Here is a 13900-nt window from a genome sequence, read left to right on the forward strand (position 1 = left end):
TTGGCTCTCCCACCTGGGCTCGAACCAGGGACCTGCGGATTAACAGTCCGTCGCTCTACCGACTGAGCTATGGGAGATTAGTAGATGGCTCTCCAACCTGGGCTCGAACCAGGGACCTGCGGATTAACAGTCCGTCGCTCTACCGACTGAGCTATTGGAGAATCTGATGCGCATTTTATGGATGAAATCTAAAAGCGTCAATAAGAATATTAAAGAAAATGAATCGTTTGCTTGATTAATATGCTTTTGTTGTATTAAAAATAAAAAAACCACCCAAAATAGGGTGGTTTTTTATAAAGAAATAAAATTATTTCTCTACGCCAGCTGGTTGACCTGCAAGTTTTGCATTTGCATAGTCCCAGTTCACAAGGCTTTCTAAGAAAGTTGCGATGTATTTAGGACGTAAGTTACGGAAATCGATGTAGTAAGCATGTTCCCATACGTCAATTGTTAAAACAGCAATTTGACCATGTGCAAGTGGAGTGTCTGCATTAGAAGTTTTAGTAATAGATAATTTACCATTTACTTCATCAGCAACTAACCAAGCCCAACCTGAACCAAATTGAGTTGTTGCAGCAGCAGTAAATTCTTCTGCAAACTTTTCGTAGCTACCAAAAGCTTCGTCAATTTTAGCAGCGATTGCGCCAGTAGGCTTACCACCACCATTTGGCTTCATGCTGTTCCAGTAGAAAGTGTGATTCCAAACTTGAGCAGCATTGTTGAAAATACCAGCTTTAGATGCATCACCAGCAGTCGCTTTAATGATTTCTTCTAAAGTTTTACCTTCAAGGTCAGTTCCTTTGATTAAGTTGTTTAAGTTAACAACATAGGTATTGTGGTGTTTATCGTGATGGTATTCTAAAGTTTCTTTACTAATATGTGGCGCTAAATCATCATAGCCATATGGAAGTGCAGGTAAAGTAATGGTTGTCATGTTCCTATTCCTTGCATTTGCTGGGTTATACAATTAAGTGGCTCTATTGTAAATGATTCTGGTCACAATAGGGCATCGTTTTAAAGAACTATACACAATAAAGATCTAATTAATACGCATAACACAGATTGAAAAAAAGACTTAATTAAATCGGATTATTCAATTCAAAATATTCAGCTTCAATTGAAAACTGTTTTGAGATCGCTTGTGCCAAACGCTGAACTCCATAACGCTCAGTAGCATGGTGACCACAGGCGAAATAGTGAACCCCTAATTCTTTTGCTTCATAAAAAGTTCGTTCACTGACTTCACCTGAAATATAAGCATCACAATTTTGCAAAGCAGCTTTAGCAATAAAATCTTGAGCGCCACCTGTACAGAAGCCTACTTTTTGAATGCTTTGCTTTTCTGCTGGCAAATGAATCACTTTAAAATCAAAACTGTTTTGAAGCTGTGCTTTAAACTCATCCACAGAAACTGCTTGCTCTAAATAACCAATATTACCAATCGGATGTTTTTCGGTTAAATCGAGTGGTTCTAACTTTTGTAAACCCAGTTTTTCTGCAATCGCTACATTGTTGCCCAAAGTTGGGTGGGCATCTAAAGGTAGATGATAAGCGACTAATGAAATATTATTTTGAATGAGTTTTTTAATGCGGTTGCCTCGCATTCCAGTAATTGGATACGGTTCACCCTTCCAAAAATAACCATGATGTACGAGTAATAAATCTGCATTTTGAGCAATTGCTGCATCAATCGCATCTTCGGAAGCAGTAACCGCACAAACGATACGTTTTACTTCAGTTGAACCTTCAATTTGCAGGCCATTTGGTGCGTAATCTTTAAATTCTGCCGCTTTTAAGGTTTGGTCGCACCACTGAATAATTTCATGCAAATTTGCCATGATATTTCCTGAATTGAGTAGTAAATAATTGCTAAAGCTATAGAAACATATTTTGTTGTGTAACTAAAGCTAGACAAATCTTTTTTGACTTTTTTATATATATCGACATATTTAATTTAAAATGCTTAACTGAAAACTCTTTTTGTTCAATATATTAATTTAATTAAAAACTTCTTTGCGTAGAGGATATGAACGTGCGCCGCACCTTTACATGGTTACCTTGGGTGTTACTTATTATTGTAATTGCCAGTTTTATTGCATGGCAAAAATACCATCAGCCGAAACCAACTGTTGCAGTTGATGGGGTGCAAATGCCTGCTGAGAAAGTTGAACCACTCGTTGATACTTCGAGAGCGGGCGGGGTTGTATCTTATAGCGCTGCAGTAAAAGTTGCAGCGCCAGCAGTTGTTAATATTTTTACGACCCAGAAAGTTAAACAAAATCATCCATTATTAAGTGATCCGGTCTTCCGCGAATTTTTTGGAAATCAGGTTCCAGAACAACAACAGCAAAATGAAAATAGCTTAGGCTCTGGGGTTATTGTACGAGCTGATGGTTATATTTTGACGAATAATCATGTGATTGCTCAAGCTGATCAGATTGTAGTTGCATTACATGACGGCCGTCGTGCAGAAGCAACCATTGTTGGAACAGACCCTGATACTGATTTAGCTGTAATTAAAATCGATTTAGATAAATTACCTGTATTGCCATTTAAACTCAGTGGTAATGAAGTAGGTGACGTGGTCTTAGCAATTGGTAATCCATTTGGTGTAGGCCAAACGGTAACTCAAGGTATTATTTCTGCGACTGAACGCTCTGATTTAGGCATTAATACCTATGAAGACTTTATTCAAACGGATGCCGCAATTAATCCAGGTAACTCTGGTGGAGCATTAATTGATGTAGCTGGGAATTTAATTGGTGTAAATACGGCTATTTTCTCTCAGTCAGGTGGTTCTTTAGGAATTGGTTTTGCAATTCCCGCTAAAGTTTGCCAACAAGTTTTAAACTCAATTTTGAAAGATGGCCGTGTAGTCCGTGGATGGTTAGGTATTAGTTTAGTACCGCCTACACAAGAAGATGTATTAGCACCAAAACAGCAAATTGGTGTTGTGGTTGCAGATGTCTTGAAAAATGGTCCAGCTGCATCAGCAGGTATTAAGATTGGTGATAAAATTATTCAGGTGAATAATCAACAAATCACTTCAGCATCTCATTTGATTAATTATGTTGCATTACAAGCGCCTAACAGCGAAATTAATGTAATGGTCGAGCGAGATGGGAAGCAACAAAACTTTGTGGTGACAGTAGGGGAAAGAAAAAACCAAAATACTCAATCACAATTTATACCGCTGCCTAAACAGTAAAGATAAAAAAGCCTCGTAATGAGGCTTTTTTCTTGATGTCAATTAAGTATGAGATGGTGCTTGATGCTGATGTTTGAACTCAGTTAAAGCAGCAATACGGTACTGAATGAGCATTTCACCAATCTCAGCACCTTTAATGTTTTCAGGTAAATCCTGAACTTTAATAGAGCGAACGATTTGCATCGCATCCAACATGTACTGAGCTTGAGGATACGGACGGTCTTCTAAACCTAGTCTTCCTTTAGCATCACATTCACATGCTTGTACAAAAGCTTCTACTCTTTCAGGACGACGTAATACATCTAGGCGCTGTAATAGGCGCCATACTGTTCCCGGTTTTAACGACATAATTTGATGACATTTTAGATGTTCTTTACACACTGATAATGCCAACTGTCGAGTTTGAGTTGGAACTTTTAAACGTTCACATAATTCGGTAACGGGTTTCACTCCACGTTCTTCATGCATGATATGACGAGGGAGTTCGTTAGCTGGAGTTAATGCTTTACCCAAATCATGTACTAAAACAGCAAATCGAACATCAAGCGAATAGTTTGATTTACAAGCTTGCTGTAACGACATTAAGGTATGTATACCGCAGTCCACTTCTGGATGATATTCAGGGCGCTGTGGTACACCAAATAATGCGTCAATTTCAGGGAAAAGATGTTTCAACGCCCCACAGTCACGCAATGTCTGAAAATAAACGTCTGCATGATCTTCTAAAAGTGCGCGAGAAGTCTCTTTCCATACACGTTCTGGTGTTAAGGCATCAAGCTCACCCGATTCGGCCATAGTTTGCATAAGCTGCATTGTCTCTGGCGCAATCTGAAAACCATATGAAGAATAGCGAGCCGCAAAACGTGCAACACGTAAAACACGTAAAGGATCTTCAGCAAAAGCTTCTGAAACATGACGCAAAGTTTTATTTTCTAAATCTGTTTGACCGCCATATGGATCGTATAATTTGCCATCTTGATCCATTGCTATGGCATTGATGGTTAAATCACGGCGGATTAAATCTTCTTCTAAACTTACTGTGGTATCGGTAAAAAATTGAAAGCCGTGGTAGCCTTTACCAGATTTTCTTTCAGTACGTGCAAGTGCATATTCTTCTTTCGTTTCAGGATGAAGAAACACAGGAAAATCTTTGCCTACAGGTTGAAAACCTTGGGCGAGCATGTGTTCCGGCGTTGCACCGACAACAACATAATCTTTTTCTTGATAGGGATGCCCAAGTAAAAAATCACGGACGGCACCGCCTACTAAATACACTTGCATGAAAAAACCTCTATTCTTCAAGCAATCATGCTACAGAATAGAGGTTTTCTCAAGTCATTAGAGATGCTTTTCGTAAAAAGCAGTTTCTAAATTACTTTTCTTGTTGTTGGATTTCAGCAACAGTTAAAGCAGTCATATTGATAAGACGACGAGTTGTTGCTGTCGGTGTCAAAATATGAACAGGTTTTGCTGCACCAAGTAAAATTGGACCAATAGTAACGTTGTTACCAGAAGTTGCTTTCAACAAGTTAAATGAAATATTTGCAGCATCTAGGTTTGGCATAATGAGCAAGTTTGCAGAACCTTTGAAACGTGAGCCAGGGAATGCAAATTGACGAATGTTTTCGTCTAATGCTGCATCACCATGCATTTCACCTTCAACTTCAAGCTCAGGAGCTTGCTCAGATAAAATACGATAAACTTCACGCATTTTTTGAGCACTTGAGTCAGTCTGGTCACTACCAAAACTTGAATGAGAAAGCAGCGCTACACGCGGAGTAATACCAAAACGACGTACTTCTTCAGCTGCTAAAATAGTCATTTCAGCAAGTTGTTCAGCAGTCGGGTTTGTATTTACGTATGTATCAGCAATAAACAAGTTACGATCTTCAAGCATTAATGCATTTAAGGTGAAGAAGTTATTCATACCTTCTTTTAGACCGATGACATTGCGTACAAAATCAAGGTGAATGTTATAGCTACTGTAAGTACCACATAACATACCGTCTGCTTTACCAAATTTAACCAGTAAAGATGCAATTAAAGTTGAACGGCGACGAGCTTCACGTTGAGCATATTCAACAGTAATGCCTTTGCGTTGCATTGTTTGATAGTAGTCTTTCCAAAACTCTTCATACATCGGGTTTTGTTCTTGATCTACAATCTCAATGTTTACGCCATGTTGTAAACGTAAGCCTAATTTTTTGATATTAGCTTCAATTACAGCAGTACGACCTACTAAAATTGGTTTAGCTAAATCTTCATCAACTGCGATTTGCACTGCACGTAATACGCGCTCATCTTCACCTTCAGCGTATGCGATGCGTTTAGGATCAGTTTTTGCTTGAGCAAAAATCGGTTTCATCAAGAATGCAGAGTTATAAACAAACTCAGATAATTTTTGACGGTATGCAGAGAAATCTTCGATTGGACGAGTTGCAACACCTGAGTCCATTGCAGCTTTAGCAACAGCAGGGGCAATTTCTAAAATTAAACGTTGATCAAGTGGACGTGGAATTAAATAGTCACGACCAAATGAAGCAGATTTCTCACCATAAGTAGCTGCATCTGCTTCTACGTGTGCCATACGTGCAATTGCATGTACACATGCAATTTTCATGTCTTCATTAATTGTTGTTGCACCAACGTCAAGCGCACCACGGAAAATGTAAGGGAAACATAATGCGTTGTTTACTTGGTTTGGATAGTCAGAACGACCAGTTGCCATGATTACATCAGGACGTACTTCATGTGCATGTTCAGGTAAAATTTCTGGATCTGGGTTTGCTAAAGCAAAAATAATAGGGTTCTCAGCCATCTGTTTCACCATTTCTTTGGTGAGAATACCAGCAGCAGAAAGACCCAAGAACATATCAGCACCAGCCATTACTTCATGTAACTGAGTTGCTTTGATATCTTGAACATAACGTTTTTTTGATTCATCTAAGCCTTCACGTGAAGTAGTGAGTAGACCGCGAGAATCGGCAACAATGATATTTTCTTTATTTACGCCTAAAGCACAAAGTAAATCTAAACAAGAAAGAGCAGCAGCGCCTGCACCTGAAGCTACAATTTTGATTTCATCAATTTTCTTATTTACAAGTTGCAATGCATTAAGCAAAGCTGAACCTACAATGATACTTGTACCGTGTTGATCGTCATGGAAGACAGGAATTTTCATGCGTTCGCGAAGTTTCTTTTCGATATAGAAACATTCTGGCGCTTTAATATCTTCGAGGTTGATACCACCGAAAGTTGGCTCAAGAGAGGCAACAATATCTACAATTTTATCTGGATCGTTTTCTGCAATTTCGATGTCAAATACGTCAACACCAGCAAACTTCTTGAAAAGTACGCCTTTACCTTCCATTACAGGTTTAGATGCTAATGGTCCAATATTACCTAAACCAAGAACAGCTGTACCGTTACTGACTACGGCAACCAAGTTTCCGCGAGCTGTATATTTAGCAGCAGCAGATGGATCACGTTCAATCTCTAAACATGGCGCAGCAACTCCTGGTGAGTAGGCTAGAGCCAAATCTCGTTGGTTGACAAGTTGCTTACTTGGGGTGACGCTGATTTTCCCTGGGTTTGGATATTCATGGTAATTTAAAGCGGCCTGTTTTAAAGATTGATCGTCCATCTGAGTCTCTATTTGATACAAAAAAGCAAACTAGTCAAATTGCTCATTTAGGGAGAGGCAACTCACTTCTTTAACTACGCTTTAATTTTTACCAATTAAGAGAATAGTAGACGAATTGCCAATAGCCCCGTGGTGAGCTAAATGCTAAAGAATATAACACTACTTCTTTATTTCTCACAGTCAAAAACGCTCATTTTTGGAAAAAGCAGCATAGGTAAAATAGATGATTGGAACAATTAAGAAATATGCGGATTTGTTTGTAGATAAGGAATAATCTGCTCGGCAGGAATAGGACGACTAAAGAAATAGCCTTGTAAAAAATCACATTGTTGTTTTTGTAGATAGGTGACTTGTTCTTTTGTTTCTACACCTTCAGCAACCAGTTTAAGTCCCATACTTTTACCCATCGCGATCATTGCATTTACAATTGCTTCTTGTTTATGGTCACCAATTTTAGAAATAAAAGCACGATCAATTTTTAATACGTCAATTGGGTACTCTGTCAAATAGGCTAAAGAGGAATAACCCGTACCAAAGTCATCTAAAGCAATTGAGATATCTCGTTGTTTTATCGCATGTAATAGTGTTTTTACATTGGCAGTATTGTCTAAAAGGGCTGACTCTGTAATTTCAAGTTCGAGATCTGAACCTTGAATATTATATTTTTGCAAAACCTCATCTAAGTCATTGAGTAATAAGCCTCGATGTATTTGTTGAGCGACAATATTTACAGAGACTTGAATATTGATATAACCAGCATTTTTCCACTCTTGGAGTTGCTTTCCAACTTTATCTAAAACAACTTTCCCAATATCTGAGATCAGGCTACTACGCTCAGCAAAAGGTATAAACATATTTGGCAGGATTAATCCTTTTTCAGGATGCTGCCAACGAATGAGTGCTTCAAAACCAATAATTGATTGATCGTGTAGATTAATTTTGGGCTGGTAATAAATGACAAATTCATCATTTTGAATGGCTTTACGTAATTCTTGCTCTAAATCGGCAGTTTTATATGAGTGATTTGTTTTATTGCAGTAATAGCAAATTGTATTACCACCTAAACGTTTTGCCTCGGAAAGAGCTTGCTCTGCATGATTGTTGAGATGATCAATTTGTCTGCCATGTTCAGGAAAACATGCAACACCGATAGATGCAGTAATAAAATATTCGTGATTATCAATGTAAAAAGGTGCATTGAGTGCTTGTAAAATGTTTTGGCAATATTGCTCAACATTTGGATGAATTGGCGAAATTTCATAAATGATTGCAAAATCATCACTATTTAAATAGGCGACTAAAATTGCATTGATATTGATTAAGCGTAATCTTTGTGCGAACTGTTTAAGTAATTCATCACCACTATCATTATTTAAAAATTCATTGAAAGCTCGGAAGCGGTCAATATTTACCCGTATTAATGCTAAATTTTTAATGTTATATGAAGGGTTTACAAGATATTGATGTAATTGATTGTAGTAGTAAAGGCGATTAGGTAGGTGAGTGAGACTATCATAATTTTTTAAGTAAGATAGGTGTTGCTCTTGGCGCTTTTGCTCAGTGAGGTCGCGTGCAAATCCAATATAATTGGTAATTTGATTGAATTCATCTTTGACCACATTGATATGCAACCATAAATATACGCTTTTACCAGAACTAAACTTTTCATCAAACTGACCCATATATTCTCCTGTCTCCAGGAGTTGCTGCATTATTGATGTATGAAACTGTTGTTGCAATTCTTTTTGATTAATTGTAATGCTAAATAGTTCTTTATTCAGAAGTTCTGCCTTAGAAAATCCGGTTAATTTTTCGTAGTAGGGATTACTATCAATATAGTTTAGGTGCTCATCTAAAATAAATATTCCTTCCGCAGCTTGCTCGAGCACAATTGCAGATAGTCTTAGATGTTCTTGGTCCTTTTTCTCTTGATGTATATCGCGGGTCATTCCTACCATACGAAGCGCTTTTTGTGTCTTTGGATCTCTAGTGATGACACGGCCTACATCATGAATCCATCTCCAAGAACCATCTCGACGTAAAATTCGAAAGGTGATATTAAAATGATCTGTAACGCCTTCCAAATGTTGTTTTAAACGTTCGTCAAAAAGTTTTTTATCGCTTGGGTGTATACGATCTAATATGGTATTGAGATGAATAACGGCGGTTTGAGTTTGTTTTTGTTGATCGAAAAATGTAATTTCCAATCTTTGACTTTCAATATCCCAATCCCAAGGTCGAATACCCGCAGTTTCATGTGCAAAAGCTAAATTATAGTGATGGCTTTCGAGTTGCTCATTCATTTTGGTGAGGTCATAGGTACGTTCACGTACTTTTTGCTCAAGTAAATGATTATTAAATTGAAGCTGGGCTTCAATATCTTTGGACTTATTCACTTCTTGTTGGAGTTGTACACATAATTCTTCAGCCCATTGGGTATGCTGGTCTGAAATTTGAACAAGCTGTTTATTTTTTAATAATAATTGAGAGATCTTTTGGTAATTGCGTTGAGTTGCATATGCACAAAGCACAGTTGCGACAAAGGTGAGGTTATAGGCGAAATAAAAAGGTAGCTGAGTAATTGGATTATGTGTGAATTGAGCAATTAGTAGAGGGACGGTGCTAGGGATAAATAAGACATAAAAATATCGGGGTTGTTGGGTTAAAAAAGTAAGGCCAATGATATGAGCCGAAGTAATAAATAAAGCAATTAAAATATGAGCATCTGGTAGTGCAATTAAGTCAGGAGGTAGATAAAAATGAATAATTGTGACATTTATTCCAATTAAAATTCCTGAGAATAAACAAATACTTTGTAAGACACGATCAGCTTTTTTTGTAAAATCAATCGTGCGATAGTGAGTTAAAATATTTGGAATAAATAATAAGCAGACAAGAGCGACGATGGTAAGGCCAATAGACCAGCTAAATATTGTTATTGTAGATGAAAAATAGTAAGAAAAAATACCATATGAAATGAGGCATAGTAATATCAGGCTAATTAAATACCAGCGGATATATTGAGTTGAAAGTTTCAGCTGTTCAATTTTTGTTTGATGCTGTAGATATTCTTCCTGAAGCCCAGACATAAGATTTTTCTATCCTATTTTTTTTACATATATACAGAAAGAATCTGATTTATCAGTGAAAAAGAATTTGAAATTTTATTCATACAATAAAAGTAAGTTAACTTTAAATAATGATTTAATCAATGTGCAGAGAACTTAGGTGGATAAAAATCGATAATTTAAAATAGACAAGGCAACAACAGGGGCAGTTTCTGTACGCAAAACTCGGTCACCAATGCACCAGTTCATAAATCCAGCTTGATTGGCTTGGGTAATTTCATTTTCACTTAGCCCACCTTCTGGTCCAATCAATAAGGCAAGTTCAGGCTGTATTCCCGCCAATACATCTTTTTGTCCTTTTTCTGGTGCTAAAACAAATTTAGATTGAGGAAGCTCAGAAGAACTTAACCATTCATGAAGAGAAATAGGCGCTAATACTTCTGGAACCAAGTTCAAGCCACATTGTTCACATGCTGCAATTGCAACAGCTTGCCAGTGATCTAATTTTTTTTGATCTCGATCGTATTTTAAGCGCATTTCACAACGCTCACTTGTTAGCAATTGAATCTGGCTTACACCTAATTCAGTGGCTTTCTGAATGGCATAATCCATTCGATCGCCTTTACTCATGACTTGACCTAAAACAGCTTTAAAAGGGGCATCACGGTTTGCAGGGTTAAAATCCTCAATTGTGACAAACGCATTTTTTTTATTAATTTCTGTCAAAGTCGCGAGATATTCCCCACCTTGTCCATTAAATAGAGTCGCTTGTTCTTGTAGTTGTGCACGTAAAACACGCACCCAATGATGGAATACTGATTCTGTCAGTTGAATTGTTGAGCCAACTGTAAGTTCAGTTTCGATAAAAAAACGGTTCATTGGGTACGCCTTACAAAATTAATTTAAACCAAGATCAACAACAAGTTGACGAGTTGGTTCGATTTGATTCATTGAATAGAAGTGTAAGCTTGGTGCACCACCTGCAATAAGGCGTTCACACAACTTAACAACAACTTCATGACCGAAAGCTTTAATACTTTCACTGTCATCACCATAGGCTTGTAATTGCTTACGGATCCAGCGAGGAATTTCAGCACCCGTACCGTCTGCAAAGCGAATTAAGTTACTTGCGTTGGTAATTGGCATGATTCCTGGAGCCACCGGAATGTTAATTCCAGCTTGCTCTAAACGCTCTATAAAATAAAAGTACGAATCTGGATTAAAGAAGAATTGAGTAATTCCTGCATTGGCACCAGCTTGTACTTTTTCAATAAAACGTTGAATATCTGAATCAAGGTTTTCAGCTTGAGGATGCATTTCTGGATAAGCTGCAACTTCAATATGAAAATGGTCACCTGAGTGCTCACGAATAAAACGTACTAAATCCTGTGCGTACGGAAGTTCCCCAAGTCCAACCTGACCAGAAGGTAAATCACCGCGTAAAGCAACAATACGGTTAATACCTTGAGCTTTATATAAATCCAGTAACTCAGCAATACGAGCTTTATCATCACCAATACAAGAAAGGTGAGGTGCAACTGGTGTACCTTTACCATTGAAATCATCAATAGCAGCTAGAGTACGTTCGCGAGTAGAACCACCAGCCCCATAAGTAATTGAGAAAAACTCAGGGTTCAGAAGTTGTAATTCTTGGTGAACAATACGAAGTTTTTCAGCACCAGCATCAGTTTTTGGTGGAAAAAACTCAAAAGAAATAGGTGTACGTTTAGTCATGTCAAATCCTTGTAAACAGCGAAACATTTTAGAAAAAAGGGCAGTCGGTTCACCGTCTGCCCTTAAGTTCTTAGTACTTGTAAGCGTCAGACTTGAATGGCCCCTCAACAGCTACGCCTAAATAATCGGCTTGCTCTTGAGTTAACTGGGTAAGTACACCACCGAAACCTGCAACCATTGCAGCAGCAACTTCTTCGTCAAGTTTCTTAGGAAGAACTTCTACACGAATTTTTGCAGCTTTTTCATTTGCAGGAAGATCAGCAAATTTCTCTTGGAATAAGTGAATTTGACCTAAAACTTGGTTAGCAAAAGAACCGTCCATTACACGTGATGGGTGACCAGTTGCATTACCTAGATTTACAAGGCGACCTTCAGAAAGAAGGATAAGGTAGTTATTTTCATCTTCTGAACGATAAACTTGGTGAACTTGTGGTTTAACTTCAACCCACTTGTAACCACGTAAATAAGCTGTATCGATTTCTGTGTCAAAGTGACCGATGTTACATACAACTGCACCAGCTTTTAAGCTATCTAACATCGCTGCATCACACACGTGGTAGTTACCAGTTGTTGTTACAACAAGGTCAGTGTTGCCAAGAAGATCATGGTTAATATCTTCTTTTTTACCTGTTTGTACGCCGTTTTTGTATGGAGATACAACTTCATAGCCATCCATACATGCTTGCATTGCACAAATCGGGTCAACTTCAGTTACACGAACGATCATGCCTTCTTGACGTAAAGATTGAGCAGAACCTTTACCCACGTCACCATAACCAACTACAAGTGCACGACGGCCAGACAAAAGCATGTCAGTTGCACGTTTGATTGCGTCATTTAATGAGTGACGGCAACCATATTTGTTGTCGTTTTTAGATTTAGTGACTGAGTCATTTACGTTAATTGCAGGAACTTTCAAAGAACCGTCTTTCCACATTTCGATAAGACGTTGAACACCTGTTGTAGTTTCTTCGGTAATACCGTGAATACGTTCTAAAAGAGCAGGGTATTTTTCATGAACAAGAGCAGTTAAATCACCGCCATCGTCCAAGATCATGTTGGCATCCCAAGGTTGGCCATTTACATTGATCTGTTGCTCTAAACACCATACGTATTCTTCTTCAGTTTCACCTTTCCAAGCAAAAACTGGAATACCGCGAGCAGCAATTGCAGCAGCAGCATGGTCTTGAGTAGAGAAAATGTTACATGATGTCCAGCGTACTTCAGCACCTAATTCAACAAGCGTTTCAATAAGAACAGCTGTTTGAATGGTCATGTGAATACAACCAAGAATTTTTGCGCCAGCAAGTGGTTTAGAAGCTGCATAGCGTTTACGTAAGCCGATCAAAGCTGGCATTTCTGCTTCAGCAAGTTTGATTTCTTTACGGCCGTAATCAGCAAGAGAGATGTCAGCAACTTTGTAATCTGTAAATGAAGCATTAACCGCGTTCATCAGGATCTCCTAGGAAAAAATAGTATTGATCATTCTGTTCGCGGATGCCGTTGTTGGTTAAAACGAGTGTTTAACCGATCGTCGAGCCTGGCAAATTGATCTTTAGTGCCGATCAATTGTCGCAGCATCCCTCGACTAGCGAAACATTGTACTTGGAAAAGCTTTTAGTGCCAATCCAGTTTTGTTTATTATCTGCGTAATTATCACTTTAGATTCTAATTATGGCATTAAATATTCCCGAGTCGTTGGCAAGCCTAGAGTCAAACTGTGGCGTTTTTGCAGTTTGGATGTTGCTTCAGCATCATGGAATACAAATTGATGTGGTTGAGCTGATTAATGTTTGCCGACACGATGAAGGAGGCACTTATACTATTGCCTTAGCTGTTGCTTTAAAGAAACTAGGATTTGAGGTGTCATTTCATTCAGATGAGGATCCTAGCATTAGCCAAAGCGAACGTATGAGCTATAAAGAAGCAAAGGTATTAAAAATTCAAACTGGACCAGCACTGAGCTATCAAGATATTCAAGCTGCAATTCAAAACGGAAAAATGGTGATTGTGTACTACGATACTTTAGAAGGTATTGGAAATCAGTCGCTCATTTATTCTATAGATCAAAATGAAATCTGCTTTTTTGATAGTTTTGAACCGATGTCAGCGGCAGTTTTTGAAAAGCAGCGTCAAGTAGAAGGGATTTGTCGTCAGGCTATTGTGATTGATGATCGTAATTTTCAGATGTATTCATCAAAATTGAATTAGATAAAAAGAGCCAGTAGAGTGCTGGCTCATATTGAA

General features: G+C 38.1%; 10 protein-coding genes and 2 tRNA genes. 2 read left to right on the plus strand and 10 right to left on the minus strand.

The window, feature by feature from the left end; all coding sequences use genetic code 11:
• Window position 1 precedes the first annotated feature (1 nt).
• The 4 genes from RMB06_RS01760 to RMB06_RS01775 form a co-directional block, all read right to left on the minus strand.
• Window positions 2-77 (minus strand) — tRNA-Asn (locus RMB06_RS01760).
• A gap of 8 nt (window positions 78-85) precedes the next feature.
• A tRNA-Asn gene (locus RMB06_RS01765) sits at window positions 86-161 on the minus strand.
• Between the two features lie 146 nt (window positions 162-307).
• Complete coding sequence (locus tag RMB06_RS01770; protein WP_000208083.1) at window positions 308-934, minus strand: superoxide dismutase; 627 nt, start codon at window positions 932-934, stop codon at window positions 308-310.
• A gap of 145 nt (window positions 935-1079) precedes the next feature.
• Window positions 1080-1838 (minus strand): Nif3-like dinuclear metal center hexameric protein, encoded by a 759-nt coding sequence (locus tag RMB06_RS01775; RefSeq protein ID WP_119685351.1) that lies wholly within the window; start codon window positions 1836-1838, stop codon window positions 1080-1082.
• Window positions 1839-2032: 194 nt separating this feature from the next.
• On the opposite strand from RMB06_RS01775, the gene RMB06_RS01780 reads away from it, so the two are divergent.
• Window positions 2033-3208, plus strand: coding sequence for a S1C family serine protease (locus RMB06_RS01780; RefSeq protein ID WP_005068179.1), 1176 nt, complete (start codon window positions 2033-2035; stop codon window positions 3206-3208).
• 42 nt (window positions 3209-3250) lie between these two features.
• On the opposite strand, the gene RMB06_RS01785 is transcribed toward RMB06_RS01780, so the two are convergent.
• The 6 genes from RMB06_RS01785 to ahcY all read right to left on the minus strand — a co-directional run bounded on the left by RMB06_RS01785 (window position 3251) and on the right by ahcY (window position 13106).
• Window positions 3251-4489 carry a multifunctional CCA addition/repair protein gene (locus RMB06_RS01785; RefSeq protein ID WP_311077995.1) on the minus strand — a complete coding sequence of 413 codons (1239 nt, stop codon included), beginning with the start codon at window positions 4487-4489 and terminating at the stop codon, window positions 3251-3253.
• A 91-nt stretch (window positions 4490-4580) separates the two neighbouring features.
• Window positions 4581-6851 (minus strand): NADP-dependent malic enzyme, encoded by a 2271-nt coding sequence (locus tag RMB06_RS01790; RefSeq protein WP_002118176.1) that lies wholly within the window; start codon window positions 6849-6851, stop codon window positions 4581-4583.
• Between the two features lie 236 nt (window positions 6852-7087).
• Entirely contained in the window at window positions 7088-9940 is a 2853-nt protein-coding gene (locus tag RMB06_RS01795; RefSeq protein ID WP_311077997.1) for an EAL domain-containing protein, read from the minus strand.
• A 135-nt stretch (window positions 9941-10075) separates the two neighbouring features.
• Window positions 10076-10798 carry a 16S rRNA (uracil(1498)-N(3))-methyltransferase gene (locus RMB06_RS01800; protein WP_262727798.1) on the minus strand — a complete coding sequence of 241 codons (723 nt, stop codon included), beginning with the start codon at window positions 10796-10798 and terminating at the stop codon, window positions 10076-10078.
• Window positions 10799-10816: 18 nt separating this feature from the next.
• Window positions 10817-11653, minus strand: a complete 837-nt coding sequence (gene metF, locus RMB06_RS01805; RefSeq protein ID WP_032004580.1) for a methylenetetrahydrofolate reductase [NAD(P)H] — start codon at window positions 11651-11653, stop codon at window positions 10817-10819.
• Between the two features lie 70 nt (window positions 11654-11723).
• Entirely contained in the window at window positions 11724-13106 is a 1383-nt protein-coding gene (ahcY, locus tag RMB06_RS01810) for an adenosylhomocysteinase (RefSeq protein ID WP_016145934.1), read from the minus strand.
• Window positions 13107-13327: 221 nt separating this feature from the next.
• Between ahcY and RMB06_RS01815 the strand changes: the two genes are divergently transcribed.
• The gene (locus RMB06_RS01815) at window positions 13328-13864 is read left to right on the plus strand and encodes a cysteine peptidase family C39 domain-containing protein (protein WP_311078001.1); all 537 of its coding nucleotides are present in this window, start codon (window positions 13328-13330) and stop codon (window positions 13862-13864) included.
• The last annotated feature ends 36 nt before the right edge of the window (window positions 13865-13900 follow it).

Origin of the sequence: Acinetobacter sp. V104_13 (genome assembly GCF_031798995.1) — a bacterium.
Lineage (GTDB): Bacteria > Pseudomonadota > Gammaproteobacteria > Pseudomonadales > Moraxellaceae > Acinetobacter > Acinetobacter pittii.

What these genes read in the sequence shown, in the direction of transcription:
- RMB06_RS01800 (WP_262727798.1), bottom strand. Translation starts at nt 10,798, where the DNA reads ATGAACCGTTTTTTTATCGAAACTGAACTTACAGTTGGCTCAACAATT.
- metF (WP_032004580.1), bottom strand. Translation starts at nt 11,653, where the DNA reads ATGACTAAACGTACACCTATTTCTTTTGAGTTTTTTCCACCAAAAACT.
- RMB06_RS01795 (WP_311077997.1), bottom strand. Translation starts at nt 9,940, where the DNA reads ATGTCTGGGCTTCAGGAAGAATATCTACAGCATCAAACAAAAATTGAA.
- RMB06_RS01785 (WP_311077995.1), bottom strand. Translation starts at nt 4,489, where the DNA reads ATGCAAGTGTATTTAGTAGGCGGTGCCGTCCGTGATTTTTTACTTGGG.
- RMB06_RS01775 (WP_119685351.1), bottom strand. Translation starts at nt 1,838, where the DNA reads ATGGCAAATTTGCATGAAATTATTCAGTGGTGCGACCAAACCTTAAAA.
- ahcY (WP_016145934.1), bottom strand. Translation starts at nt 13,106, where the DNA reads ATGAACGCGGTTAATGCTTCATTTACAGATTACAAAGTTGCTGACATC.
- RMB06_RS01815 (WP_311078001.1), top strand. Translation starts at nt 13,328, where the DNA reads ATGGCATTAAATATTCCCGAGTCGTTGGCAAGCCTAGAGTCAAACTGT.
- RMB06_RS01790 (WP_002118176.1), bottom strand. Translation starts at nt 6,851, where the DNA reads ATGGACGATCAATCTTTAAAACAGGCCGCTTTAAATTACCATGAATAT.
- RMB06_RS01770 (WP_000208083.1), bottom strand. Translation starts at nt 934, where the DNA reads ATGACAACCATTACTTTACCTGCACTTCCATATGGCTATGATGATTTA.